The organism is Steroidobacter denitrificans (genome assembly GCF_001579945.1).
Taxonomy (GTDB): Bacteria; Pseudomonadota; Gammaproteobacteria; order Steroidobacterales; family Steroidobacteraceae; genus Steroidobacter; species Steroidobacter denitrificans.
In genome coordinates this window covers 3,011,976-3,037,816 of record NZ_CP011971.1, presented here as the reverse complement: position 1 = coordinate 3,037,816, position 25,841 = coordinate 3,011,976, and the positions used below count along the sequence as shown (strand labels likewise).

Here is a 25,841-nt window from a genome sequence, read left to right as displayed (position 1 = left end):
GTTGAGCGATCACCTCGCGCTGTTCTCAGTGATCAATCTTGTTGGTACCTGCATCATCTGAGCGCGACGGATGAACTGAAGCCGATTGACATCGTTTTCGTCGTAACGACGCACGCCTCCTATCGGTCGCTCGGGTTGACGCAGCAGCCTACGGCGCTGGTAGTAGCGCACGGTTTCGACATGCACGTCGGCCGCCGCCGCCAGCTGGCTGATCGTAAACGTGTTCGGACGCACGGCTTGACTCCGTACCTAGGTACAGAGGCTAGTATGCTCTGATGCAAACAACCCCGGCCAAATCGTCTGTTCCAGCCATCGTTGGCGCGAGCATCGCCGCCATTGGCGCATCGGTCTGCTGCGTCGTGCCGCTGGTGCTGGTCCTGCTGGGCATCAGTGGCGCCTGGATCGGCACCCTGACAGCTCTCGATCCCTTGAGGCCCTGGTTCAGCGCCGCCGCCGTACTGTCCTTGGCCGTGGCGTTTTGGATGCTGTATCGACCGGCGGCACGGTGCGGTGTGGATGGCAGTTGCATCGCCCCGGACGCTCTGCGACGCAGGCGACGTTGGCTCTGGTTGGCGACAGCCCTCATCGTCCTGTTGCTGCTGTTTCCCTATTACATCGTCTGGATTCTGTAGGAGGCGCGATGCACAAGTGGATACTGGCCCTGGTGGCTGCTCTGTCGGTCGGTGCCGCTCTTGCGACGCCCGCAACCGTAGTGATGCTCGATGCTGAGAACATGACCTGTCCCGCCTGCGGCATCACCATCAGGAAGGCGCTGGAGAAGGTGCCGGGCGTGGCCGATGTGAAGGTGGACACCCGGGCTGAAACAGTCACGGTGACGTTCGAATCGAGCCAGACGGATGCAGCCGGAATCGCGCGTGCAGTCACGGAAGCAGGCTTCCCGGCCAAGGTGCGGACTGGCGGTGAGTGACGTCAAGCTGGAAAGCGTCTTGACCTGCCCGGAGTGCGGCCATCGGGCGACCGAGACAATGCCCATCACAGCGTGTCAATTCTTCTATGAGTGCACGGGCTGTGGAGCGGTTTTGCGTCCGCATCAAGGCGACTGCTGTGTGTTCTGCTCGTTCGGAACAGTGCCATGTCCACCGATCCAACAGAACAATCCCTGTTGTGGTTGAACCGCGGACTCCGATAATAGTTGGACAGACAGGCTGCGAGATCGACTGTGCCACCCTGGAAAGCGCGCCGCTCAACCAGCGGTGTGCATGCGAAGTGGTCGACATCCTCCGTCTGCACGAGTCGATCCGGGGTGCCTTTCCGGAGTTCACGACTGATCCCGCCGTACACGCGCACTTATTTTCACCCTATGCCTTGTTCGTTGATCGGCCCGCGTTGGAGGCCATGGGACGAGTCGCGGCGGCGGTCTTCGACGTCGCAGGAAACCCGGGATATAGCCAACGGGTCCTGCAATGGGCCCCTGACATTGCAACCCATGATCCGGGTTCGGCGGGGGGCGTCCTGGGTCTGGACTTTCACCTGACGGTCGATGGCCCGCGGCTGATCGAGGTCAACACCAATCCAGGCGGTCTGCTCCTCAATGCCTTGTTGCTCGATGCCGTGCGGTCTTGCGCGCCGCCAGCATGGGCCACCTGGACCAACGCGGCCCAAGCGCGTGATGCGGCCGTCACGGCCTGGATGGAGGATGCTCGGCAGCAATCCGGGCGCACGCCGTCGCGCCTGGCCATCGTGGACAGCACTCCGCGAGCGCAGTTCCTTTACCCCGAGTTTGAGCTGTACGCGAACACGTTTCGGGACCATGGCGTGGACTGCGTGATCAGCGCTCCCGAGGATTTGTCGTTTGGTCCGGACGGGCTTGAGGATGCCCACGGTCGAATCGACACTGTCTACAACCGGTTGACCGATTTCGCGCTCGAGGATGCCTCGCATGCAGACATTCGTGAGGCTTACCTGGCAGGGGACGTCGCGCTGATGCCGCATCCCCGAGCACACGCGCTGTTTGCCGACAAGCGCAACCTTGCGTTGCTCGGGGACCCGGCCCTGCTCGGCGGGTTCGGGGTCGATGCGGGTTCGACGGCACTGCTGGTCCAGGTGATCCCGCCCACGGTCGAACTCGTGCCCGCGAACCGGGATGCGTTGTGGGCAGTGCGCAACGGATATTTCTTCAAGCCTGCAGCAGGGTTTGGCAGCCGTGGGAGTTATCGGGGCGACAAGTTGACCCGGCGGACTTGGGCGTCTATGGCGTCGGCGACCTACATCGCACAGGCCTTCGCGCCACCGAGCATGCGGATCGTGCATGGGGGCCAGTCCCTCAAGGCGGATGTGCGCTGCTTCGCGTCCGAGGCGGGTGTCCTGTTGTTCGCGGCCAGGCTGTACCAGGGCCAGACCACGAACATGCGCACCCCCGGTGGTGGATTCGCAGCGGTGCTCACGTCGTCACGGATCGAGGAGTGATTCCCCACCGGAGCCGACCCTTGGGGCGTGTCGTGGCTACAGCCAGGCGAGTGCCGATTCAGCCAGTTCGCGCTCCTCATCGATCGCGACGTTCCATATGCTCGGCCCGCCCCCGCGGTCGATCCGCGTGGCTCCAGCATCGTTGACGTCAGGTGCCAGCGCCAGGCCGAGCCAGGCCAGTCGCGCGACGATGCGAGCCCGCAAAACCGGCGCGCGATGGCCGATGCCGCCGGAAAAGACGACATGGTCGAGACCGCCAATTGCCGTGGCCATGGCCGCGATGGACTGCGCAATCCGGACTGCAAAGAGCTCCACGGCAAGCTGGGCCTGCGGGCCGGGATCCGTCAGCAACACGCGCATGTCGCCATGGCCGGCGATTCCGGCAAGGCCTGCACTGCGGTACAGGCCGTTTTCAAGCGCCTGCGCATCCAGGCGTTCATGCCTCAGCAGATACAGCAACGCGCCGGGATCGAGATCTCCGGAGCGGGTAGGGCTCGGGATTCCACCCAGCGGAGTGAGCGCCATGGTGGTGTCGCGGCTGCGGCCGCCCTCGACGGCGCAGACGCTGCAGCCACCCCCCAGATGCGCGAAGACAGCGCGGCCCTTCAGGATTCCAGCGTCGTGGCTGGCCACTATGCGGAGCGCGGAGGCAAAGGCGAGTCCATGGAAACCGTAGCGGCGGATGCCCAGCGCATCCCATGCTTCAGGGACAGGCAAGCGCCGGCTCCAGGGCGCGAGCGACGCGTGGAAGTCGGTGTCGAAGGCCACGCCTTGGCGCGCGTGCGGCCAACGCATGCGCGCGGCACGCGCGAAAGCGAGGGCTACCGGCTGGTGCAAGGGTGCGAACGGCACCAATGCATCCAGTTTCGCGAGCACGGTTTCGTCGAGCTCGCGGGCGTCGTGCAGGTCACCGCCATGTACGATTCGGTGCACCACCACGTCGGGGCTGGGCCACGGCTCCGACAATGCCTCGAGCAGGGTGGCAAGGCGCTCCTGCGCATCCACGCCGACTGGAATTTCGGCCCGGGAGCGCTCGAGCAGACGAGACTGCGCGCCGTGTCCCTCAGTGTTGAACAGATAGGACGCGCCCTTGAGGGTGGACGAGCCAACGTTGAGTGCAAGAAGCCGGCGCGTGGTCACAGGTGTCCCCGAATCATGTTCATGGGGACCGCACCGCCCGGCGCAACAACTGCGCATTGATTGCCACAACGACGGTGCTCAGCGACATGAGCACTGCCCCAAGCGCAGGTTGCAGCAGGATCCCCCATGCGGCGAGAACGCCAGCGGCGAGAGGGATGGCGACGATGTTGTAGCCGGCGGCCCACCACAGGTTCTGGATCATCTTGCGATAGGTGGCCTTGCTCAATTCGATGATCGCTGGCACGTCGCGCGGGTCGCTGCGCACGAGTACGACGTCGCCGGCCTCGACCGCGACGTCCGTCCCTGTGCCGATGGCGATGCCGACGTCGGACGTGAGCAGCGCCGGAGCGTCATTGACACCGTCACCCACCATCGCGACGCGCTTGCCCTGGGCCTGCAGCTCCTCGATCTTTGCCACCTTGTCCTCGGGCAATACCTCGGCGAAGACGGTGTCGATGTTGAGTTCCTTCGCGACCGCGTTTGCGACCGCCGTGGAATCACCCGTCAGCAGGACAACCTCCAGTCCTTCGTCGTGCAGCCGCTTGACCGCGTCGAACGATTCGGGACGGATGGCATCCGCGATCGCAAATACGGCGAGCACCCGGTCGCCTTCCACCAGGTAGGTTGCAGATTGACCATCGGCTGCCGCTGATTCGGCAGCCCGCCGAAGCGTCTCCGGCGGTTCGACCGCGAGCATTCTCAACAGACCCGGCCCGCCAACGTGAAGCGAGCGCTCCTCGACGACTGCGCGCACGCCGCGTCCCGGCATGGACTCGAAGTCCTGCGACATCGGAACGTCGATGCCATGTTCCTTGGCGCTGGTCATCAGCGCCTGCGCGATCGGATGTTCAGCGTCGCGCTGGACCGACGCGGCCACGCGAAGCACCTCGTCGTCGGTGAGTCCATCGGCGGCAGTGGTCTTCACGACGCGGTGCGAACCGAGGGTGAGCGTGCCTGTCTTGTCGAACACGACCGTGTTCAGCAAACGGGCCTCTTCCAGGCCGCGTCGATCGCGCACGAGCAGGCCGTTCCGTGCGCCAATCGTGGTCGAGATGGCGGTCACCAGCGGAATGGCCAGGCCCAGCGCATGGGGACAGGCGATCACGAGCACGGTCACCACGCGCTCGATCGTGAAGCTCCACGGTCGACCGAGGAGTGGCCAGACAATGGCGGTAACCGCGGCGGAGACGATGGCGATGATCGTGAGGTAGAACGCCGCCCGGTCCGCCAGGGCCTGGGCGCGCGAGCGCGACGTCTGGGCCTGCTCGACGAGCCGCATGATACCCGCGAGCGCGGTCTCGTCGCCGGTTCCCGTCACCTCGACACGCAACGAGCCCTGTCCGTTGACGGTGCCGGCGATCACCCGGTCGCCCGTCGACTTGTCCATCGGCTTGGACTCGCCGGTGATCATCGCTTCGTTGACGGCGCTGGTCCCTTCCTTCACGACGCCGTCGGCGGGAATGCTCGCGCCGGGCCTGATGAGCAGCAGGTCGCCGCGCTTCAGTTCCGCGACAGGGACTTCCTTCGCGGTACCGGCCTCATCCAACCGCACCGCCATATCAGGCAGCAGCTTCGCGAGTTCCTTGAGAGCGCCCTGTGCCTGGTTGATCGAACGCATCTCGATCCAGTGGCCGAGCAACATGATCGCCACCAGCGTCGCCAGCTCCCACCACAGGTCCAAGCCCTCGACAACGCCGAGCGTGACCAACGCGCTGTAAAGGAAGGCGACGGTGATCGCAAGCGAGATCAGCGTCATCATGCCCGGCAGGCGATTTCTCAGCTCGTGGTATCCGCCGCGGAGGAACGGCGAGCCGCCGTAGAAGTACACGATCGTGCCGAACACCGCCGGGATGTACGCCGACCCCGGGAACTGTGGTGCGGTGTAGTCGAACCAATGCTGGATCATCCCGCTCCAGATCAGAGTGGGGATGGTCAGCAGCAGCGTGAGCCAGAACTTGTCGCGGAAGCTCGCCACGCTGTGGCCGGCATGCTTGTCGTGCCCGGCATGGACGTCACCTTCAGCACCCGTGCGGGGATGCGGCGGTTGCTCGCCGTGCGCCTGATGATCTTGATGATGATGATTGTGTTGCGTCATGGGTCTGCCTTCCTGGATGCACTGATGCGCCGGGCACCAGCGGGGAGATAGATCAGTGTTCTGTTACAAGTGTCCCGATCTGGCGATGGCCATCACCAGCCGCAGTGAGAGCAATCCCGCAGCAGCGAAAGCCACCATAGCCAGGAAAGGCATGTGACCGAACACTTGCGGGCCGTCGGAATGCAGGCTCAACAGCGCACCGCTTACGTACAGGCCCAAGGTGACCAGGGCCAACGCCAGCCGGTTGCCCGTGCGCGCGATTGCCTCCTGCGTGGAACTCAGGCCATGGTGGTGTACGGAGAAGGCGGGTCGTCCGTCGCTCAGTTGCGCCTGCCGCAACAGGTCGGTGGCGATCTGTGGCAGTTGGCGCGCAGTGCGGGCCAGCCGCATGGCAAGCGGCCTGTTGCCGCTGGGGCGGCTGGCTTCGGCAATGTCGGCGATCGCGGCCGCCTGCGCGGACAGCGTCCCCAGCAGGTCCAGATCCGGATCCAGCGCCCGCAGCGTGTTCTCGACCAGGAACAGCGTCCGGATCAGGGACAGCAGGTGGGCCGGAAGCCGGAAGCCAGCGCCCTGCCCAATGCGTGCCACGCGCCAGATTGCCTCGGCAATGGACCACTGCGCCAGCGGACGGCTGGCCATCTCGGCCAGGATCAGGTGGATCTCGCGCACATGCGAGCGGCGGTCGACCTGCGGCGGGAAGAAGCCCATGGCGATCGCTGCATCCAGCACGCCCTCGGCGTCGTCGGCCGCAATGGCCTCGACCATGCCGCCGAGCGCGAGCCGGGATGCAGGGTCGAGCACGCCGATCGAGCCAAAGTCATGCAGGCACAGGCGACCGTCGTCAAAGAAGAACAGATTCCCCGGGTGCGGGTCGGCATGGAAGACGCCGGCGCCGAAGAGCTGATGCACGTAGGCACCGAGCAGCGCCCTTGCCAGTGCGGGAGCGGCCGCTGTGCCGTACGCGGCCTCCAGACGGGTCCCGTGGCTTCGATCCTGCACAAGCACGTTGCGGGTGGCATACGGCTCGACGACGTGCGGCTGGGTGATGCCGGGCAGGGCATCCAGCACCTTGGCCATGCGCCGCATGTTCTGCGCCTCGTGACGCATGTCGATCTCGTCACGCAGGAATGCGCCTAGTTCGTCCACCAGTTCGAGCGGCCGGTGGCGTTTCAGTGGCGGCCAGATCCACTGGGCGACGCGCATCGTGCGCCGCAGGAGCAGCAGATCCGCCTGCACCTGGGCATGGATCCCGGGGCGGGTGATCTTGACGACCACATCGCGACCATCATGCATGCGCGCTGGATGGATCTGGGCCACTGAAGCCGCGGCCAGGGGCTTGTCATCGAAGCTGGCGAAAAGTTCGCCGACCGGCGCGCCAAACGCCTGTTCGACGATACGCATGGCCTCCTCCGCCGGGAAGGGGGGCACATCGCTGTGCAATCGCGACAACGCCTCGCGGTAGGGTGCCGGCAGCAGGTCCCAGCGCAGACTCAAGCCTTGGCCCAGCTTGACGAAGGTGGTGCCCAACCCCACCAGGGTGGTGCTGACGTATGCGGGGAGCAGGTCGGGTGCGCGCCGGCGCAGGCGCAGCACGGCGACTCCGAGCTTCAGTCCGGCCCAGGCAATCTGACCTCCGCGCCGCACTGTACCCGCCATCAGCGCGAGGTCCTGGCCGGGCGACTCACGACGCTGGCCCCGTGGCAGGGCGCAGGATCGTGGCCGGATCGCCGCGGCCATCCACTGCCGCCAGCTCCGCTTCGGACAGCAGGCTGCCACGGGACTGGCCGAGGACGTGCGCAGCCGCGTCGACCACGTGTGCCCAGGTGCTGCGGTTGGCGAACAGCAGGCCCGGCACGTCCAGCGTGCCGCCGCGGTTGACGAAGCCCAGCGCCGCGGTGGTGGCCGGGCCGGTGTCGAGCCGGCGGAGCGCGCCGAGGAAGGGCTCCGGACGGGTGTGGGTGACGAATACGCGCGGCCTGCTCACCGGGAACAGCGCCTGGACCGCGGTGTCGGAGTGCACGTACCGTGCCTCCTCCGGATCGCGCGGCGCGCGGAACCGGCCGGGCTCGGCGAGATAGACGATCGCGGCCGACACACCGCGTTCGACCAGACGCGCCTGCGCGCGGCGCACTTCCTGCAGCTGGTACGCGCCGGTGGCGACGAGCAGGATCGCCGCCGTCGCCGGATCGCCGGCCAGGCACGTCGCTCCGATCTCGGCCAGCGCCTTGGCCTGCTGTGGCGTCAACTCATGGGGCACCGGCCGCTTGGGGACGACCAGGGTGGTGACCGTGCCGCGTTGCGCGTAGGCGTGGGCGAGGGCCGCGGCGGCGCCGTTGGCGTCCGGGGGAAACACCACGCGCGATATGTCGGCCATTTCGCCCAGGAGCGCCTCGGCCATGGTCGGATCCTGATGGGACTGCTCGTTCTTCGCGTTCTCCCACGTGTGCGAGGTCAGCACGAGAGGCACGCCCAGCCAGCCGGGCGGGCGTCCCGCGTGGACCTGGTGGCGGGCGAAGATCAGCTCCTGGCGCACGGCGCCCAGCATCTTCGGTGCGAACGCTTCGTAAGTGACCACCAGGTTCAGCCCGCCCTTGTTGCCGAGCGCCGCGCAGACCACGGCTTCCTCGTTGAGTGCGGTGATGACCGCGCCGGTGGTCGATTCGGCGACACCGGGTTCGGGCTCGTGCACCCGGTGCTTCATCGCGTCCAGGGTGCGGTCGAGCCTGTTGCTGCGCAACTCGTCCGGATTTCCCACGCGCACGCGCAGCCCGGGGTTCGCTTCGGCGATGGCGACAAACTGCTCGTCGAGCGCGGTCATCGGCGAGCTCTCGCCGCCTGCGCCGCGGTCGGCGATCGCCGGGACGCGGGGCGGTTCCACCTGGCGATCGGCCAGCGCATGGTCGCGCTCGCGCACCCGCTGCTGGAGATCGTGGCTGTTGAGTGCGGCAACGGCCTGCTCGAGCTCCGACGCGGCCACGAACAGCGCCGCTGCGCCTTCATTGAAGAGCGTGCGCGCCGCGGCATCCTTCGCCGGATTCCCCGGCAGCGGCAAGTTGTGCGAGGCGTTGGTCCCGGCGCCGGGGAAGCCGAAGCCCTTGACGGTTTCGGCGATGCCATAGGGCAGCCGCACGTCGGCGGGAACAGCGGCGCCCGCTTGCAGGCGCGACTCCATCACGTGGATGCCCCACGCGATGCTGGCCGGATCGCGCCCGTCCAGCGCGATCGGATCAAAGCCGTTCAATCGCAGGTGCCGGTCCAGCCACCGCTCGCCGCCCTGCTGGGTGATCTGGCTGCGCTGTTCGATGCGGCGCCCGTTGAGGATGATGATCGGGCTGACCAGTCCGCTGTCCTCGGCGCGCCACCAGCGTGGCGCCCAGTCGCTGCCACGCTGTTCCTCGAACGCACCGTCGCTGAGGAAGGCGACCAGGCGTTCATCCTTGAGCGGCGCATGCACGTACTGCAGCTCGGCAAAGCCGAGATAGCCGCCTTCCATCACGCCCCCGGCGGTGTGCGCATTGACGTGGGAGCCGAGGGGCGACGCCGGCGTTCCGTCCGGATTGAGGGTGTAGGCATAGAAGTCGCTTACGAACCGGCTCAGCCCTTCGCCGGTGCGGTCGTAACGTTCGGCGTGCCGGTCGGTCATGTTGCCAACCAGCACGTTCAGCGCGTCGATGGCGGCCACGCAGTGCCCCTGGCCCATCATCCACGCGCGGGTGACGCCATCCAGGGAATCCATCAGCAGGTAGCCGGCGTAGGCGGGCACCATGTTGAGGGACCCGCCGGTGTGGCCTTCAGGCGTGGTCTTGAAATCATCGACCTCCAGGGCCGCGCCGTCGGTACGAACGCGCTGGCTGTAGGTCATGTGCGCCACCAGCCACATGCCGGCGCTGGTGACGCGGTCGGCCGCGGCGAGCCGCTGCCATGCGGTGCCGGCATCCGGCGTGCGGCCCAGGGCGACCAGCTCGTGCACCATCTGGCGGACCCGGAGCTGGGTAAGCGGGTCATGTCGGATCACCCCATAGCCGGCCGCCCAGTGGGCGAACGCGGGATCGGCCTGCCGGTGGGCGTCGGCGAGTTCAAGGATCCGCTGGCGCTCGGCGGCCGACAGCTGGTCGGCGGTGCAGCAGTTGAGATGCAGGTTCATGGGTCCTCCGGGGAATCGGTCGAAGCGGTCATCAGGGTCGATGCCGCGGCGGCGAGGTCCGCACCCAGCGCGATGGCGTTGGAGGGGTGGGAAATGGTGTCAGTGCTTACGATGCGGGCCAGGCCCGCCTCCTGCAGGCGGGCATAGGCGTCGCCTGCGAACACCGGATGGATGGCGACCAGCAACGGCGACGGCAACGACAACCGGCGCAGGTGTGCGAGGGTCTCCAGGATCGTGTGGCCGGACGACACGATGTCGTCGATCAGCACCGGAGTCCGACCAGCCACGGCTGCCGGGTCGGGCAGGCTGACGCGCACGTCGTAGTCGCCGTGCCGCTCCTTGGCCAGCACCTGGTAGGGCATGCCGGACAGGGCGGCGATGTCCGCTACCCACTGCTCGCTCTCGCTGTCAGGGCCGATCAGCACAGCGTCGGGGACGGTCTCAGCGATCCAGCGGGCCACGGCCGGCGTCGCCGATACGTGGACCGTCGGAATGCGGTAGAGCGACTGCAGGCGCTCGACGCGGTGCAGGTGCGGGTCCACGGTCACCAGCCAGTCGAAAGCCTCTTCGAGGAATTGCGCAAACAGCGGTGTACTGACCGCCTCGCCGCGATGGAAGCGGGTGTCCTGGCGCATATACCCCAGGTAGGGTGCGATGAGGCCGACCGAACGAGCCCCGAACTCGCGCGCGGCCCGGGCGGCGAAGCGCAACGGGAGGGCCGTGGCATCGGCGTTGCGCAGGCTGGCCAGGAGCGCCACATCGGCTCCGGCCAGTGCGTCGTCCAGGGTGACCAGCGACTCGCCATCTGGGAAGTGCCGCCAAGCCACGGGTGCAATGCGCGCCTGCAGGGGCTGGTTGATGTTGCCGGCCAACACTGCATCGGCCGGGAATGGCATCAGCACACGGGTCATGGAACCTCTCCAAGCACAAAAGGTTGCAGCGTCACGGCGTGCTCCAGGGCGTAGGCCAGTTCTCCCGGCGACTCCGCATGCAGGGTGAGCAGAGGTTGTCCCCGCTCGACCGTATCGCCGATCCGCAGACCGGTTTCGAGGCCGGCGGTGGGGGATGTCGGTGCGCCGGCCAGCTTGGCCAGTTTGGCCAGCCTGCGGTTGTCGATCACCGCGATCCGACCCGATGCGGTTGCCGGGACGTCGGCGGTGAATGCTGCCCGCCGCGGTTCGCGGAAGCCTCCCTGGGCCTCGCAGATCGCCAGGAACTTGGCCAGCGCCGCCCCGGAATCCAGCACGCCGCGCGCGCGCTCCAGTCCGGTGCCGGCGTTGCTGCCCGCTGCCATGTCCAGCAGCGCCGCGGACAGCGCAAGTGCGCGTTCGCGAAGGTCGGCGGGTGCATCGGCCGCGTTGCGCAGCACCTTGAGCACGTCGTGCGCCTCGAGCGCCGGGCCGATTCCCCGACCCACCGGCTGGGTGCCGTCAGTGCGATGGATCCCCAAGTGCAGTCCAAGCGCAGCGCCGGTGTGTCCAAGCCGCGTGCCCAAGCTGTGGGCCGCGGCCTCGCCACGCACCTTGGCGGTCGGACCCACTGGCATGTCGATCAGGACGTGGGTTGAACCCGCGGCGATCTTTTTTGACAGCACGCTGGCAACCAGTTGGCCGTCGCTGTCGAAGTCGAGTGGCCGTTGGACCCGGATCAGGATGTCGTCGGCCGGGCTCAGGCGCACGTTGCCACCCCAGACGATGCAGCCGCCCTCGCGCTCCACCACCCGGCGCATCGCCGCCAGATCGAGCGCCACCGGCGCCATGACCTCCATGGTGTCGGCGGTGCCCGCGGGCGACGTGATCGCGCGCGAGGACGTCTTCGGGATGCGGTAGCCCAGCGCAGCCACGATGGCCACCACGATCGGCGTGGTGCGATTGCCGGGCAGGCCGCCGACGCAATGCTTGTCCAGCACCGGCCCATCGCCCCAATCCAGGCGCTGGCCAACGGCGATCATGGCCCGTGTCAGCGAGGTCGTCTCGGCGTTGTCGAGGCGGTCGCCCGCGCTGGCCGTGACGAAAGCGGCAAGCTCCAGGTCCGACAGCCTGCTTTCCATCACGTCCTGCACCAGGGCGAGGTACTGCGCGTCGTCCAGCCGTGCCCCGAACACCTTGGCGCGGAGCGCGCCTGCCGACGACGCGGGTTCCGCATGCCGCACCCGGGCGAGGGCATCGCGCATGGGATCGAGGAGCGTCCACGCGGCCTCCGACAGCGCCACCTCGTCGAGGCCGAGCCGATCGTCGACGACCACGTTCAGCGTCGCCACCAGCGTGCGCGCGCCGACGTCCAGCCTCACGCGCGTCATCGCGGCAAAGCCTTCCGAGCGGCAGACTTCGCAGTCACGGTGCATATAGACCACCGGCTGCTGGTAGGTGTCGATGCCGGCACGGGTGACGCGCAGGCGGGTGTGGCCCGGGGCCTGCGTGGTCATCTCGCATCCTCCAATCCGACTTGCTCCAGGTGCTCCGGCACGCGCGCACGCCAGCCCAGTTCACGCTGCACGCGCGCGCGCAGTGTGTCGGCTGCATCGGGCTCGCCATGGGTGAGGTACACCACGCGCGGCGCGGACGGCGCGGTGCGCATCCAGTCCAGCAACTCCCCGGCGTCGGCGTGGCCGGAGAAGCCTTCCAGCTGCACCACTTCAGCGCGGATGGGGACCTCGCGGCCGAACATGCGCAACGTGCGCTTGCCTGCCGCCAGCGCGGCACCGCGTGTTCCTCCGGCCTGGTAGCCCGCGAGCAGGATCGCGTTGCGGTCATCGGGGCCGAACGCCTCGATGTGGTGCAACACGCGCCCGCCGGTGATCATGCCGCTGGCCGAGATGATGATCATCGGCCCGCGCTGGCGGTTGAGCGCCTTCGACTCTTCTACAGTGTTGACGAAGGTGGCCACGTCGAACATCCGCTGGCAGTCCTCTTCGGACACGTGGTGCTCGGAATGGTGGGCGTGGTAGTGCCGGGTCGCGTTGATTGCCATCGGGCTGTTGAGGTAGAGCGGCACGCGAGGGATGTCCTTGCGCTCGCGCAACCGGGCGATATGCAGCATGAGCGCCTGGGCGCGACCGATGGCAAAGGCCGGAATGACGATTACGCCCCCACGGGCAGCGACGCGGCGGATGATGGGGGCCAGCTCCGCCTCCTGGTCGATCGGAACGTGTTCCCGATTGCCATATGTGGATTCGCAGACCAGTACGTCACAGGCGGGCAGGGGCGTCGGCGGATTCATCAGCGACTCTTGCTGCCGTCCCAGGTCGCCACTGAAGTGCAGGCGCTGGCCCTGGACGTCCAGGCTGACATGGGCAGCGCCCAGGATGTGGCCGGCAGGATGGAAGCGGATCGTGACGCCTGATGTGACCTCGATGTCGCGACCATAGTCATGCCCCTTGAGCTGCTTCAGGCTGCGGCGGGCGTCATCCTCGGTATAAAGCGGTCGTGGTTCCTTGTGCTTGGAGTACCCCTTGCGGGCCGCGTACTTGGCCTCCTCTTCGAGCAGGTGTCCGCTGTCGGGAAGCAGCAGGCCGCACAGGGCCACGCTGCCATGGGTGCAGTGGATCCGGCCGCGGAACCCTTGTTTGACCAGTGCGGGCAAGTAGCCAGAATGGTCCAGGTGGGCGTGGGTCAGGACCACCGCGTCGATTGATGACGGCTCGACGGGAAACGGAGCCCAGTTGCGGTCGCGCAATTGCTTGTAGCCCTGGAACAGGCCGCAGTCCACGAGCACGCGCTGACCGTTGGCCTCGACCAGGTAGCGCGATCCGGTGACGGTGCCGGCGGCACCGAGGAACTGCAGCGTCGGGCGGGAAGTCGAGGTCATGATGAGCTCCGGTTCTGGCAGGAAGTGAGGGCGGACAGCGGGCGCACGTCCGGCGCAGATTGCGCCGGACGCGTGGCTTGCTCACGGTCGAATCAGCTCGACGATGTCATTGACCTTGGGCGTTCCGGAGATCACTTCAGCGTCTGCGTAGTGGTCGTCGAACAGCCCGGTGATGCGCACCTGACCGACGGCTTCCCGGCGAAAGCGCGGCCCGATATCCCGAGGACCGCGGTTACGGCGCTTGTGCCGGATCACATCCAGCACCTGGTCGACCTGGGCTCCGTCGGCCTTGCCGACGCAGACCACCAGTGTGTCGTCCTGCGTCTCCAGAACCTGGCCGCGCATCAACACGTTGTGGCGGAACCCGCCTTCGCCCGCGGAAGCAACCCCCGGCAGTGCGAAGGAGAAGGCGAAGGCGCCCGCCAGCGCCAGCGCGGCGAACCAGCGATTGGGATTGGTGCGTGGGCCAGAAAAACAGGCGGCATGTGTGACGTTGTTCATTGTGTGGACTCCTTGCATGGATGTGAGGCGAAACAGCGAGACTGCTAGAGCACGAAGGGATGGAACACGACGGTCGGCCTTCATCGGGCTTCCCCCGCCGATCGGATAGGACCGCGCCGGCGTCGCGGTATGAAGGCCGGCACCTCCTGCATATAGCTCACGTAGTCCTCGCCGAAGCGGCTCAGACAATCCCTCTCCTCACGACGCGCGAGGCGGGCATAGGCCCACACCAGCACCGGATAGCTGACGAGCGTGAGCAGCGTGGGCCACTGCAGCAGGAAGCCGGTCAGCACCAGCACGAAGGCAACGTACTGCGGGTGGCGCATGCGCGCATACACGCCCTCACGGGCAAGCCGACCCTCTCGCTGTGCCCGATACAGCACGGGCCAGGCGGTCGACAACAACCAGAACCCTCCGCCGATAAACACGAAACTCGCGATGTGGAATGGACCGAAATGCGGATTGGCGCGCCAGCCGAACCACATCTCCAGCAAATGGCCCGCGTCATGGCTGAGCCAGTTCACCTGCGGATAGTTGGCGCTGAGCCAGCCGCCCAGGACGTACAGTGTCAGCGGGAAGCCATACATTTCCGCGAACAGCGCCACGACGAAGGCGGAGAACATCCCGAACCCCCGCCAGTCCCACCGCGTCAACGGCTTGTAGAAGCTCCAGGCGAAGAAGATGAAGAAGGCGGCGTTGATGGCGGCGAGGAGCCAAAGACCGTAGCCAGCGTCAGATGCGTGCATGTCATTGCCCTCCGTTCGAGGTGTCGGACGTTTCGTCGGTCAGCGCCCGCTTGCTGCCGCCATGGCCCCCATTGGATGAGTCGTCGGCATTGCCGCCTTGTCCATGTCCGCCATGTCCGCCATGTCCTTTGTGCATGAACACATGCATGAGGGGGCACAGCAGCAGGATGGCCAATGGCAACCAGCGGAGTGCTCCAGCAAGGTGGGCGCGATGCTCGACGCCAAGATAGAAGACGGCCAGCGCAAGGAAAATCCAGAAGACCCAACGTCCGGACCCCGACGTGGTTGGAGAGCGGGGGGCAGTCATGGCAAATCCTGAGTGAGGCGTCCGAGAAGGCGTCGCGGGGTGGACCTGACGAACTTGCCGCCTTCTGTCGCGGCAACGGCTTCGATCAATGCGCAGACGTCATTGCCAGTCGGAATGGAGTCCGGAAGCTTCGCCCAGGCGTGGATGGCACGCTCCATCCGCTCGTGCATGGCGAGCAGCCTGTCCAGTTGTTGGCGGGTGTCGTCAAGCCTGCGCCGGATGATGTCCCGCACAAGCGGGCAGGGACTATGCCGCTGCAGGCTGTGGCGGATGATTTCCTCGATTTCGGCCAGCGTGAAACCAAGCTGCTGTGCCGTGCGAATGAAGTGCAGGCGCTGGAGCTCCGAAGCCGAGAAGAGCTGATACCCGCCCTCGGTGTGCGTGGCCGCCTGTAGGAGGCCGCGCCGCAGATAGTTGCGCACCACATGCACCGTGACGTCGCCCTGCTGTGCCAGCTGGCGTACCGTCATCAGCGGCGGCGCTGCTTCGTCTTTGCCCATCATTGGCGCGCTCCAGGAAAGATGGTGATCACGCTAGACCTGTGTCCCGCACACAGGTCAAGCTCGGCTGACACGCCTCCATCCACACCAAGGCATCGAGTGCTCCCGCAGCGATAATCTTGGGTCAACGCACACGCGGACCGCCTTTGCCCTGGCGCGTTGAAGGTCGGCCACATCACGACACGTCCGCCGGCAGCGCAGCAGGTGTTGGCCGCTTCCTGGCCAGCTGCCGCTGCTTGATCAACGAGTACAGCGCCGGGATGACCACCAGCGTCAGCACCGTGGACGAGACCATGCCGCCCACCATCGGCGCGGCGATGCGGCGCATGACCTCCGAGCCTGTGCCGCTGCTCCACATGATCGGCAGCAGGCCGGCCATGATCGCGACCACGGTCATCATCTTCGGGCGCACGCGGTCGACCGCGCCTTCGATGATCGCCTCGCGCAGGTCGCCGGCATCCAGCGAGCGGCCTTCGGCTTGGCGCTGCGCGGCGCGAGCCTCCAGCGCGTGGTCGAGATAGATCAGCATCACCACGCCGGTTTCCGCGGCGACGCCGGCCAGCGCGATGAAGCCGACGATCACGGCGACGCTGACGTTGTAGTTGAGCAGCCACATCAGCCACACACCGCCGACCAGCGCGAACGGCACCGACAACATCACGATCAACGACTCAGTGACGCGGCGGAAGTTGAGGTACAGCAGCAGGAAGATCAGCGCCAACGTCACCGGGACGACGACGCGCATCTTTTCGGCGGCACGCTGCATGTACTCGTATTGACCGCTCCAGGTCACGTAGTAGCCCGGTGGGAACTGCACCTGTTCGGTGACCGCTTCCTGCGCCGCCTTCACGTAGCGGCCCAAATCGCTCTGACGCGTATCGACGTAGATGTAGGCCGCCAGCATCGCGTTCTCGGTGCGGATGCTCGGCGCCCCTTTCCTGACCTCGATCCGCGCCAACTCGCCGAGGGGCACCTGCGCGCCGCCGGGCACGGGCACCAGGACTTGGCTGCCGATACGGTGCGGGTTGTCTCGCAGCTCGCGTGGATAGCGCACGATCGCGCTGAAGCGTTCGCGGCCCTGCAGGATGGTGGTGACGATCTCGCCGCCCAGCGCGGCCGCCACCACGTCCTGCACCTCGCCCAGGGTCACGCCGTACTGGGCCAGGCTGCCAAGGTCGGGGGTGATGTCGAGGTAGTAGGCGCCGGTCAGGCGCTCGGCGAACGCGCTGGTCGTCCCCGGCACTTCGCGCACAACGGCTTCGATCTCGGTGGCCAGCGCGTCGAGTTGCTCAAGATCCGTGCCGAACAACTTGATGCCCACGGGCGTGCGGATGCCGGTGGCCAGCATGTCGGTGCGGGCCTTGATCGGCATCGTCCAGGAGTTGGCCACGCCCGGGAACTTCAGCGCCTCGTCCATCTCCGCGATCAACTTGTCGGTGGTCATGCCGTCCCGCCACTCGTCCTCGGGCTTGAGGTTGATGACGGTTTCGAACATCTCCAAAGGTGCAGGATCGGTGGCGGTCAGGGCGCGGCCCGCCTTGCCGAACACCGACTCCACCTCCGGGAAGCCCTTGATGATCCGGTCCTGCTGCTGCAGCAGCTCCGACGCCTTGGTCACCGACATGCCCGGCAGCGACGCTGGCATGTACAGGAGGGTGCCCTCGTTGAGCGTGGGCATGAACTCGCTGCCCAGGCGTGACGCCGGCCACAGGCTGGCGAACAGGGCGACCAGCGCGATCGCGATCGTGGCCATGCGGTACCGCAGCACGACGTCGATCACGGGCCGATAGGCCGCGACCAGGAACCGGTTCACCGGGTTCTTCTGCTCGGGCATGATCTTGCCGCGCACGAACAGGAGCATGAGCACCGGCACCAAGGTCACCGAAAGCAGCGCACCACCGGCCATGGCGAAGGTCTTGGTGAAGGCCAGCGGCTTGAACAGGCGGCCTTCCTGCGCCTCCAGGGCGAACACCGGAAGGAACGAGACGGTGATGATCATCAGGCTGAAGAACAGCGCCGGCCCGACCTCCCGGCAGGCGTCGATGATCAGCTGGGCTCGGCTTCGGGAGCCGTCGGAGCGCTCGATGTGCTTGTGCGCGTTCTCGATCATCACGATCGCCGCGTCGACCATCACGCCGATCGAGATCGCGATGCCGCCCAAGCTCATGATGTTGGAGTTCATGCCGAGCGCACGCATCGCGATGACTGCGATCAGCACGCCGACCGGTAGCATGACGATCGCGACCAGCGCGCTGCGCGCATGGAACAGGAACAGCAGGCAAACCAGCGCGACGATCAGGCTCTCCTCGAGCAAGGTCGTGCGCAGCGTCTTGATCGCACGCACGATGAGATCTGACCGGTCGTAGACCGCCTGGACGCTGACGCCTTCGGGCAAGCCGCGTGCAAGTTCCGCGATCTTGTCCTTTACCCCGCCGATCACGGCCAGGGCGTTCTCGCCGAACCGCGCAATGACGATCCCCGCCACGACGTCGCCTTCGCCGTCCAGGTCGGCGATGCCACGGCGCTCGTCGGGCACCAGTTCGACCCGGGCGACGTCGCCGATCAGCACCGGTGCGCCGCCTTCGGCGCGCAGCACCAGGCTCTCGATGTCCTCGATGCCGCGCAGGTAGCCACGTCCCCGGACCATGTACTCGGTCTCGGCCATTTCGATCACGCGGCCGCCGACGTCGCGGTTGCTCGCGGCGATCACTTCGGACACCCGTGAGATCGGGATGTCGAACTCGCGCAGGCGCACGGGGTCGACGGTGATCGAGTACTGGCGCACGAAGCCGCCGACGCTGGCGACCTCGGCCACGCCGGGCGCGGTGGTGAGCTGGTAGCGCAGGTACCAGTCCTGCATGGCGCGCAGTTCATCCAGCGAGTGGCGGTCGCTTTGCAGCACGTACTGGTAGACCCAGCCCACGCCTGACGCATCGGGGCCCAGCGCCGGTGCCACGCCAGCCGGCAGGTTCTTCGACGCGACGTTGAGGTTTTCGAGCACGCGCGAGCGCGCCCAGTACAGGTCCGTGCCCTCCTCGAAGATGACGTAGATGAAGGAGGCGCCGAAGAACGAGAAGCCGCGGACGTCCTTTGATTTCGGCACCGCGAGCAGGGCGCTGGTCAGCGGATAGGTGACCTGGTCTTCGACCACCTGGGGCGCCTGCCCCGGATACTCGGTGAACACGATCACCTGCACGTCCGACAGGTCCGGCTGGGCATCCAGCGGCGTGTTCATCAGTGCGTAGATGCCACCGGCGACGATCGCCAGTGTCATCACCAGGACCAGGAAGACGTTGCGGACCGACCATTCGATGAGGCGGCCAAGCATGTCAGTGCCCCTCGTGGCTGCTGGGGGAGGGCGGAGTCTTCTCCGGGGCGGCGGGCATGGAGTGGCCGGCGTGCGGATCAGCAACCTCATCACCATGGGCTGCGTGCGGGTCAGCGGCGTCCTCACCGTGCCCGGCGTGCGGATCCTCAGTGGTGCCCGAGGGGGTCCCGTGTCCTGTGTGACCTTCAAGTCCTTGGAGCGCCGACTGCAGGTTGCTTTCTGCGTCGATCAGGAAGTTGGCCGAGACCACGACCTGCTCGCCCTCGGCGACCCCGTCCAGAATCTCGATACGATCGCCGCCGCGCCGCCCCAGGGTGACATCCCGCGGCGCGAAACTGCCGGGGCCGGTCTCGACCAGCACCACCTGGCGGGTGCCGCTGTCGAGCACGGCCGAGCGCGGGACGGTCAGGACCGGTCCGGACCCCGGCTCCTCGAGCAGCACCGTTCCGTAGAGCCCTGGACGCAGATCGCCGGCCGGGTTGGGCAGCGCGATGCGCACGTCCACCGTGCGGGTCATGGCATCGATGATGGGCTGCACGAAGGCGACTTCGCCCTCGGCCACCTGGCCAGGCAGGGCCACGGTTTCAAACCGGGCCGCCTGGCCGGGCTTGATGTCCGCGGCCTGCGCCGCGGGCACCTTGGCGATCACCCACACCGTCGACAGGTCGGCCAGGCGCAGGATGGTCTCGCCCGGCTCGAAGCGCGCGCCCTGGACCACCGGCTTCTCGATCACGACCGCGTCCGCGGGTGCGGTGAGCACCAGGGCCGTCTTGCCGAGCTGCGCGTCGCTGATTTCCCAGTTGCGCAGGCGGGTGCGGGCGGCATCGCGCAGCCGGATCATTGACGCCGCGCTCGCGGGGTCGGACGCCGCCAGCCTGCGGGCGGTCTCGTCGGCCAGCTGGTATTCCTGCTGCGCCGCGGCCAGCTGCGGGCTGTAGACGGACAGCAGCGGTTGCCCCGCGCGGACCCGCATGCCGGTCTGGTTCGCGTACAACCGCTCCACCCAGCCTTCGAAGCGTGGCGCGATCGCGTACTGCCGGGTCTCGTCAACCTCGACGGTGCCGCTGGTGCGCACGGTCGCAGCCAGGACTGCGCGCTGGACCGCTTCGGTGCGCACGCCCAGCGCCTGCACCTTGTCGGGTGGCATCACCACCGTTCCCGGCGCCGCGGCAGGCGCGTCGCCGGCGTAGACCGGAATGTAGTCCATGCCCATCGGGTCCTTCTTCGGCACCGGCGAGGTGTCCGGAAGGCCCATGGGATTGCGGTAATAGAGCACCTTGCGTTCCGCGGCCGGCGCTTCGGCGGACGTGGCTGCGCTCGGAGCATCGTTCGTCGCGCGGCCGGCCATCCAGCCGACGGCGAGGGCGGCGAGTGCGACGCCGATGGCGAGCGACAGGGTCTGGACACGGGTCATCGGATCTCTCCTTCGATGGCGCGCACGGCGGCCGCACCCAACAGTTCGTCGCGTAACGCATCGACTTGTGCGAGGTCGGCACCTTGCCATTCGTCGAGTGCTTCGAGCAGGGTTCCGAAGTCGACTTCACCTACCTGGTAGCTGGCCAGCGCGGACTGGTAGTTGGCGTCCGCTTGCGGCAGCAATGTGTCTTCGATAAGCCCGCGACGCTCGCGTGCGCTGTTCCACTGGGCCCAGGCCGCCGCGCCACGACCTTCGATCGCCCGCAAGGCCAATGCCTTCCGTGCAAGCGCGGCTTGCTCCAGCAGGCGCGATTCGCGCTCGCGTTCACGGCGGGCGCGTTGCTGGAACGGAATCTCGACTTCGAGCATCAGCGCGGTACTCTCGATCCCGTTTCCGAACTGCATCGCGCCTACGCCCACGGTGACGTCCGGGAAGCGGTTTCGTCGCTGTAGCGTGACATTCGTGTGTGCGGCTTCGGCGCGCGCTTGCTGGGAACGTACCGCCGGATGCGCATCCGCTGTATCCAGTGCATTGGATAGGTCCGGGCTGTGGACAGGCAGAACTGGGGGACCTTCCGGTGACGCAAGTCGTGCGTTGGCCTGACGACCAAGGAGCGCGTTGAGATTCGCGGTGGCCTCGTGCTTGGCTGCGAGGCGCTCGATGCGTTCGCGGTGGAGGGTGGTCTGTGCGACCTGAGCCCGGATCGCGTCCTGCTGCGCCGCCCGGCCGAGCGCGTAGCGCACACTGGCCATTTCCTCGATCTGTTGTAGCAGCGCAATGCGGCGGTCCAGCACGGTAACAGCCTCGTCGGCATGCCAGTAACGCACGTAGGCCGCCTCGGCTTCTGCGAGTAGATCATGTGCCGCGGCACTGCGGTCAAGTCCGGTCGCCACCGCTTCCTGGCGGGCCGCGGTCCGGGCCAGGGTGCGCTTGCCCCAGAGCGGGAATCGTTGGCGTACCTCGTATTCGACTTCGTCGCTGGCGTCCTGGCTGCGCCAGGGTCTGTCCGGGTCGAGGCCCCTAAAGGCAATCGAAACGGATGGATCGGGCAGCGCGCCTGCGGGCACGATGCGGGCCTCCGCGGCCTCGGCTTCCAAACCCAGTGCCTGAAGTTCAGGGTTCTGGTCGAGCAACCAGGTGCGGACCGATTCCACCGTCCGACCGGGCACGGGTTGGGTGGCAATGGCAGGTAAGCTCAGTGCCCACAACATCCCGGCCAGTGCTAGAGGGATCCAGCGAGTGCGCGGAGTAGGCGGCAGGCAGCAAGCCTGAGGCGGGTTGGGTGGTAATGCCACGTCGGGCGCTCGCGTGTTCGACGGTGAAGCTGAATGTTCCGGTCAGCGATAGGGTTGATAGACGCTGGTGCTGCCATCGACTTGGATCAGCAGGACGTCGTAGGCGTCTTTGCGATCGCCATACATCAGGCCGTCCATGCCAGGTGACCCGATCGGCATGCCGGGCACGGCCAAGCCGATCGCCTCGGGCTTTTCTTCCAGCAGGCGTCTGACGTCGGCGATCGGTACATGGCCTTCGACGGCATAGTCGCCGATCCTGGCGGTATGGCAGGAGCCAAACTGCCTGGCGATGCCGAGCCGTTCGCGTATGTCGGTGTTGCCGGTATTGAAAGTGCGCACCCGGATGCCGGCTTCTTCGAGATGCTGGACCCATTCGTTGCAGCAACCACAGTTGGGATCTTTCCAGACTTCGGCGATCAGCTCCGATGCGGTTGCCGTACCGGTACCGAGCATGGACGACAAAAACAGGCCCGCCAACCAAGCGCGGTATTTGAGAGTGACATTCATCATGCTCGGCTCCGTGACTCTTCAATTGTCGGTACTGGGGAATTCATGGCACTCGGGCGTGATTCGAGGCCCGAAATGCACCATGCGTCTTCATACCGATGCTAGAGAGCACGCGCTGTCAGGCAAATGACCCGATCGTTACATTTATGTCATTTGCTTATCATCTATGCGGGTTTCGCACAGCAATCAGACACCTGCTTTGTGGTCTCATGCTTGGGCCGGAGAGCGGCTGAACTGCCAGTGACACCAGATGGCATAGGCCGCCGGCAGCACCAGCAGGGTCAGGACCATGCAGAACCACATCCCGCCCACGACGGGCGCCGCGATGCGCGCCGACATGTCGGCACCGACGTCCGACTTCCACAGCAGCGGCATCAGTCCGAAGGTGGTCGTCACCACCGTCATCAGCATCGGGCGCAGGCATTTCAGGGCGCCGTCGATGACGGCCGCATCCACGTCCTGCCCGGACCGCAGGCGACCCTGTTCCAGCGCGTCGCGATAGGCCCGGTCGAGATAGACCATCACCACGATGCCGGTCTGCGCCGCGACCCCGCCGACCGCGATCAGGCCCACCCAGGCGGAGGTCGACAGGTTGTAGTCGAGCAGTGCCAGCAGCCAGATGCCGCCAGCCACCGAGAACGGCACGGTCAGCAGCACCAGCCAGGTCTGTGCCCAATCGCGCAGGGCCAGGTACAGCAGGCCGATGACCAGCAGCAGGGTCAGTGGGATCACGGTCTGCAGATTGGCTTGCAGTTCCTCCATGAACTCGTACTGTCCCGTCCACTCGATCCGGAAGCCGGGCGGCAGGTGGAGCTGCCGCTCCACGACCGCCTTGGCGTCGTTGACCCAGCCGCCCATGTCGCGCTGGGCGCTGTCGAAGTCGGCGAACACGTAGCCCACCAGCGTGCCGTTCTCGTTGCGGATCATCGGCGGGCCGGTGACCACGCGCACGTCGGCCAGCGCGCCGAGCGGTACCGCCGTGCCGGCCTGCAATCCCTGCTCCCAGAGGTTGCCGGCGCTGGCCGGGGCACCCATCGGGCCGGCGGTCGCGCCGGTTCCCATGCCGTCCATGTTCCCCATGCCGCCACCGCCCATGCCCATGGCGTCCATCCCGCCGCCGCGCGAGGGCACCTGTGACCGCGGGGCCGGCGAACTGCCGCGGCCGGCCCCGCCAGCGCCGATGAAGGACAGGGGCTCGGCGGCCGGAATCGGTATCGGCAGCGCCTGCAAGGTGTGCGGATCGTCGCGGAAATCGGCGGCGTAGCGCACGTTGACCGAGTAGCGTGCGCGGCCGTCGATGACGGTGGACACCGGCATGCCGCCGATGGCGGTTTCCACCAGATCATGAACATCGCGCACGCTCAGGCCGTAACGTGCGATGGCGTCGCGGTCGGGCACGATGTCGATGTACTCGCGTCCGCTCTGGCGCTCGGCGAAGGTGCTGCGGGTGCCCGGCACCTGCCGCAGCATGCCTTCGAGTTCCAGGCTCATCCGTTCGATGCCCGCCAGATCGGGGCCGAACACCTTGATGCCGACCGGGGTGCGCACGCCGGTAGTGAGCATGTCGATGCGGGTGCGGATGGGCGGTGCGATGGCCATCTGATAACCGGGCATCTGCAGCGCGGTGTCGAGGTCGCGCGCCAGCTCGGACGGGGTGCGTGGGCGCTGATCCGGCCAGACCCGGCGCAGGCCGGGTTGCAGCCATGCCGGCGCCCAGCCGCTGTACCAGCGTTCGGCCGGCAGCCGTGGCCAGGCGTCGCGCGGCTTCAACGTCACCACCGATTCGTTCATGTCCAACCCCGCCGGATCGGTGGCGGTTTCCGCGCGGCCGGTCTTGCCGTGCACGCTGGCCACTTCGTCGAACTCCATGATGATGCGATGCTGCGCGTTCAATGCGCGCCGCGCCTCCTCGATGGAGATGCCCGCGAAGGTCGTCGGCATCACCAGCAGCGATCCCTCGTCCAGTGGAGGCATGAATTCCGAGCCCAGCCGCATGAACGCCGGAATCGTGGCCAGCATGACCAGCGCGGCGGCGATCGACACAGCTACGCGCCGGCGCACGGCCATGCCAGCGACCGGCCGGTAGATACCGGTCAGCACACGATTGACGGGGTTCTGCGTCTCGGAGCGGAAGCGGCCTTTCAGCAGCCAGACCATCAGCGGCGGCGCCAGCGTGATCGACAGCACTGCGGCCGAGAACATCGCCAGCGTCTTGGTGTAGGCCAGCGGCGAGAACAGCTTTTCCGACTGGCCGGTCAGCGCGAACACCGGCAGGAAGCTCACCGTCACCAGCAGCAGGGAATAGAAAATGGGGCGGCCGACTTCCTTGCACGACTCGATGATGATGCGTACCCGGTCTTCGGGGCGCAGGTTTTCCGCCAGCCGCTTGTGGGCGCGCTCGATCAGCACGACGCTGGCGTCGGTCAGCTCGCTGATCGCGATGGCAGCACCACCCAGCGACATGATGTTGATCGACAGACCGAGATAGCGGATGACGATGAACGACAGCAGCACCGACAGCGGCAGGATGACGAGCACGATCAGCGCCGAGCGCACGTGCAGCAGAAAGATCAGGCAGATGATGACGACGATGGTGCCTTGCTCGATCAAGGTCGCACGCAGCGTCGCGACCGAATCCAGAATCAGCCCGGAGCGGTCGTAGGTGGGGACCAACCGCACGCCGGGCGGCAGCGGCAATGCGTCGATCTGCGCCTCCACCGCGCGGATCACGTCGAGCGCGTTGGAGCCGATACGCATCACGACGATGCCACCGACCGCTTCGCCGATGCCGTTGAAGTCCGCGGCGCCGCGCCGGATCTCCGCGCCAAACTGCACGGTCGCCACATCGCGAACCCGGACCGGCACGCCGCCGGCGGTTACCGAGACCACGCTCTGTTCGAGGTCGTCCAGTGTCCTGACGTAGCCGCGACCGCGCAGCACATACTCGCGGCCGCCCATCTCCAGCACGCGCGCGCCGACTTCGACGTTGGCGTCGCGCACGGCGCGGGAGATGTCCAACGGTGTAATGCCGTAGGCGACCAGCCGATCCGGATCGAGCAGGATCTGGTACTGGCGCTCGAAGCCGCCCAGCGAAGCGACTTCGGCGACGCCCTGGACGCCCTGCAGGGCCGGGCGCACGGTGAAGTCCTGCAGGGCGCGCAGTTCGGCCAGGTCCAGGCTGCCGGAGGTATCCTCCAACACGTACTGGTAGATCCAGCCCACGCCGCTCGCGTCCGGCCCGAGGGTCGGCGACACGCCGGCGGGAAGCTGCTGCTGGACCTGCCCGATCTGTTCGAGCACGCGGGTGCGTGCCCAATAGATGTCGGTGCCGTCGTCGAAGATGGCGTAGACGAAGCTCATGCCGAACATGGAGTAGCCGCGCACGACCTGCACACCCGGCGTGCTCTGCAGCGCGCGTACCAGCGGATAAGTGATCTGGTCTTCGACCAGATCCGGGCTGCGCCCCATCCAGTCGGTGAAGACGATCACCTGCGGGTCGGACAGGTCGGGCAGCGCGTCGAGCGGCGTCTTGCGGATGGAGTCGGCGGCCCACAGTGCCAGCATGAAGGCCACCCCCAGGACGACCCAGCGATGCGTGGCGGACCATTCGATGATGCGCTCGATCAT

General features: G+C 66.8%; 21 protein-coding genes. 4 read left to right on the top strand and 17 right to left on the bottom strand.

From position 1 onward, the window contains the following. Positions 1 to 9: 9 nt before the first annotated feature. Positions 10 to 234, bottom strand: a complete 225-nt coding sequence (locus ACG33_RS13630; RefSeq protein ID WP_210399086.1) for a MerR family transcriptional regulator — start codon at positions 232 to 234, stop codon at positions 10 to 12. Between the two features lie 41 nt (positions 235 to 275). On the opposite strand from ACG33_RS13630, the gene ACG33_RS13625 reads away from it, so the two are divergent. From ACG33_RS13625 to ACG33_RS13615, 4 genes are all read left to right on the top strand, one after another. Further along, positions 276 to 632 carry a mercuric transporter MerT family protein gene (locus ACG33_RS13625; RefSeq protein WP_017355168.1) on the top strand — a complete coding sequence of 119 codons (357 nt, stop codon included), beginning with the start codon at positions 276 to 278 and terminating at the stop codon, positions 630 to 632. An 8-nt stretch (positions 633 to 640) separates the two neighbouring features. Beyond that, a complete protein-coding gene (locus tag ACG33_RS13620; RefSeq protein ID WP_017355169.1) occupies positions 641 to 928 on the top strand; it encodes a heavy-metal-associated domain-containing protein in 288 nt (95 codons plus the stop codon). Continuing rightward, complete coding sequence (locus ACG33_RS16950; protein WP_083536958.1) at positions 921 to 1,133, top strand: GDCCVxC domain-containing (seleno)protein; 213 nt, start codon at positions 921 to 923, stop codon at positions 1,131 to 1,133. The genes ACG33_RS13620 and ACG33_RS16950 overlap by 8 nt, the downstream gene beginning before the upstream one ends. 94 nt (positions 1,134 to 1,227) lie before the next feature. After that, complete coding sequence (locus tag ACG33_RS13615) at positions 1,228 to 2,427, top strand: hypothetical protein (RefSeq protein WP_066922017.1); 1,200 nt, start codon at positions 1,228 to 1,230, stop codon at positions 2,425 to 2,427. 36 nt (positions 2,428 to 2,463) lie between these two features. Here ACG33_RS13615 and ACG33_RS13610 read toward each other — a convergent pair whose 3' ends face one another. The 16 genes from ACG33_RS13610 to ACG33_RS13535 form a co-directional block, all read right to left on the bottom strand. Beyond that, positions 2,464 to 3,567, bottom strand: coding sequence for an acetate/propionate family kinase (locus ACG33_RS13610; RefSeq protein ID WP_036196077.1), 1,104 nt, complete (start codon positions 3,565 to 3,567; stop codon positions 2,464 to 2,466). A 19-nt stretch (positions 3,568 to 3,586) separates the two neighbouring features. Continuing rightward, positions 3,587 to 5,662: a heavy metal translocating P-type ATPase gene (locus ACG33_RS13605; protein WP_082316348.1), complete on the bottom strand. Its 2,076-nt coding sequence runs from the start codon at positions 5,660 to 5,662 to the stop codon at positions 3,587 to 3,589. A gap of 63 nt (positions 5,663 to 5,725) precedes the next feature. Beyond that, positions 5,726 to 7,255 carry an ABC1 kinase family protein gene (locus ACG33_RS13600; RefSeq protein WP_210399085.1) on the bottom strand — a complete coding sequence of 510 codons (1,530 nt, stop codon included), beginning with the start codon at positions 7,253 to 7,255 and terminating at the stop codon, positions 5,726 to 5,728. 88 nt (positions 7,256 to 7,343) lie between these two features. Continuing rightward, a complete protein-coding gene (locus ACG33_RS13595; protein ID WP_210399084.1) occupies positions 7,344 to 9,806 on the bottom strand; it encodes a phosphoketolase family protein in 2,463 nt (820 codons plus the stop codon). Beyond that, the gene (locus ACG33_RS13590; protein ID WP_066922015.1) at positions 9,803 to 10,717 is read right to left on the bottom strand and encodes a ribose-phosphate diphosphokinase; all 915 of its coding nucleotides are present in this window, start codon (positions 10,715 to 10,717) and stop codon (positions 9,803 to 9,805) included. The genes ACG33_RS13595 and ACG33_RS13590 overlap by 4 nt, the downstream gene beginning before the upstream one ends. Continuing rightward, positions 10,714 to 12,231, bottom strand: a complete 1,518-nt coding sequence (locus ACG33_RS13585) for a thymidine phosphorylase family protein (protein WP_066922013.1) — start codon at positions 12,229 to 12,231, stop codon at positions 10,714 to 10,716. The genes ACG33_RS13590 and ACG33_RS13585 overlap by 4 nt, the downstream gene beginning before the upstream one ends. Further along, complete coding sequence (locus ACG33_RS13580; protein ID WP_066922011.1) at positions 12,228 to 13,613, bottom strand: MBL fold metallo-hydrolase RNA specificity domain-containing protein; 1,386 nt, start codon at positions 13,611 to 13,613, stop codon at positions 12,228 to 12,230. Before ACG33_RS13580 ends, ACG33_RS13585 begins: the two co-directional genes overlap by 4 nt. Positions 13,614 to 13,694: 81 nt before the next feature. Further along, positions 13,695 to 14,114, bottom strand: a complete 420-nt coding sequence (locus ACG33_RS13575; RefSeq protein WP_066922009.1) for a hypothetical protein — start codon at positions 14,112 to 14,114, stop codon at positions 13,695 to 13,697. An 80-nt stretch (positions 14,115 to 14,194) separates the two neighbouring features. After that, on the bottom strand, positions 14,195 to 14,860 hold the full coding sequence (locus ACG33_RS13570; protein WP_066922007.1) for a methyltransferase family protein: 666 nt from the start codon (positions 14,858 to 14,860) through the stop codon (positions 14,195 to 14,197). 1 nt (position 14,861) lies between these two features. Next, on the bottom strand, positions 14,862 to 15,167 hold the full coding sequence (locus ACG33_RS16815) for a DUF2933 domain-containing protein (RefSeq protein WP_066922006.1): 306 nt from the start codon (positions 15,165 to 15,167) through the stop codon (positions 14,862 to 14,864). Further along, complete coding sequence (locus tag ACG33_RS13560; protein WP_066922005.1) at positions 15,164 to 15,670, bottom strand: MerR family transcriptional regulator; 507 nt, start codon at positions 15,668 to 15,670, stop codon at positions 15,164 to 15,166. The genes ACG33_RS16815 and ACG33_RS13560 overlap by 4 nt, the downstream gene beginning before the upstream one ends. 172 nt (positions 15,671 to 15,842) lie before the next feature. After that, positions 15,843 to 18,995, bottom strand: coding sequence for an efflux RND transporter permease subunit (locus tag ACG33_RS13555; RefSeq protein WP_066922004.1), 3,153 nt, complete (start codon positions 18,993 to 18,995; stop codon positions 15,843 to 15,845). A 1-nt stretch (position 18,996) separates the two neighbouring features. Further along, positions 18,997 to 20,409: an efflux RND transporter periplasmic adaptor subunit gene (locus ACG33_RS13550; protein WP_066922002.1), complete on the bottom strand. Its 1,413-nt coding sequence runs from the start codon at positions 20,407 to 20,409 to the stop codon at positions 18,997 to 18,999. Continuing rightward, positions 20,406 to 21,623, bottom strand: a complete 1,218-nt coding sequence (locus ACG33_RS13545; protein WP_083536956.1) for a TolC family protein — start codon at positions 21,621 to 21,623, stop codon at positions 20,406 to 20,408. Before ACG33_RS13545 ends, ACG33_RS13550 begins: the two co-directional genes overlap by 4 nt. 126 nt (positions 21,624 to 21,749) lie before the next feature. Next, complete coding sequence (locus ACG33_RS13540) at positions 21,750 to 22,217, bottom strand: DUF411 domain-containing protein (RefSeq protein ID WP_066922000.1); 468 nt, start codon at positions 22,215 to 22,217, stop codon at positions 21,750 to 21,752. Between the two features lie 204 nt (positions 22,218 to 22,421). Beyond that, the gene (locus tag ACG33_RS13535; RefSeq protein WP_066921998.1) at positions 22,422 to 25,841 is read right to left on the bottom strand and encodes an efflux RND transporter permease subunit; all 3,420 of its coding nucleotides are present in this window, start codon (positions 25,839 to 25,841) and stop codon (positions 22,422 to 22,424) included.

Bases quoted from the DNA above. Each gene is read 5' to 3' on its own strand.
- ACG33_RS13625 (WP_017355168.1), top strand. From the start codon at position 276: ATGCAAACAACCCCGGCCAAATCGTCTGTTCCAGCCATCGTTGGCGCG.
- ACG33_RS13620 (WP_017355169.1), top strand. From the start codon at position 641: ATGCACAAGTGGATACTGGCCCTGGTGGCTGCTCTGTCGGTCGGTGCC.
- ACG33_RS13535 (WP_066921998.1), bottom strand. From the start codon at position 25,841: ATGATCGAGCGCATCATCGAATGGTCCGCCACGCATCGCTGGGTCGTC.
- ACG33_RS13595 (WP_210399084.1), bottom strand. From the start codon at position 9,806: ATGAACCTGCATCTCAACTGCTGCACCGCCGACCAGCTGTCGGCCGCC.
- ACG33_RS13570 (WP_066922007.1), bottom strand. From the start codon at position 14,860: ATGCACGCATCTGACGCTGGCTACGGTCTTTGGCTCCTCGCCGCCATC.
- ACG33_RS13555 (WP_066922004.1), bottom strand. From the start codon at position 18,995: ATGCTTGGCCGCCTCATCGAATGGTCGGTCCGCAACGTCTTCCTGGTC.
- ACG33_RS13560 (WP_066922005.1), bottom strand. From the start codon at position 15,670: ATGATGGGCAAAGACGAAGCAGCGCCGCCGCTGATGACGGTACGCCAG.
- ACG33_RS13550 (WP_066922002.1), bottom strand. From the start codon at position 20,409: ATGACCCGTGTCCAGACCCTGTCGCTCGCCATCGGCGTCGCACTCGCC.
- ACG33_RS16815 (WP_066922006.1), bottom strand. From the start codon at position 15,167: ATGACTGCCCCCCGCTCTCCAACCACGTCGGGGTCCGGACGTTGGGTC.
- ACG33_RS13575 (WP_066922009.1), bottom strand. From the start codon at position 14,114: ATGAACAACGTCACACATGCCGCCTGTTTTTCTGGCCCACGCACCAAT.
- ACG33_RS13585 (WP_066922013.1), bottom strand. From the start codon at position 12,231: ATGACCACGCAGGCCCCGGGCCACACCCGCCTGCGCGTCACCCGTGCC.
- ACG33_RS13545 (WP_083536956.1), bottom strand. From the start codon at position 21,623: ATGTTGTGGGCACTGAGCTTACCTGCCATTGCCACCCAACCCGTGCCC.
- ACG33_RS13590 (WP_066922015.1), bottom strand. From the start codon at position 10,717: ATGACCCGTGTGCTGATGCCATTCCCGGCCGATGCAGTGTTGGCCGGC.
- ACG33_RS13605 (WP_082316348.1), bottom strand. From the start codon at position 5,662: ATGACGCAACACAATCATCATCATCAAGATCATCAGGCGCACGGCGAG.
- ACG33_RS13580 (WP_066922011.1), bottom strand. From the start codon at position 13,613: ATGACCTCGACTTCCCGCCCGACGCTGCAGTTCCTCGGTGCCGCCGGC.
- ACG33_RS13540 (WP_066922000.1), bottom strand. From the start codon at position 22,217: ATGATGAATGTCACTCTCAAATACCGCGCTTGGTTGGCGGGCCTGTTT.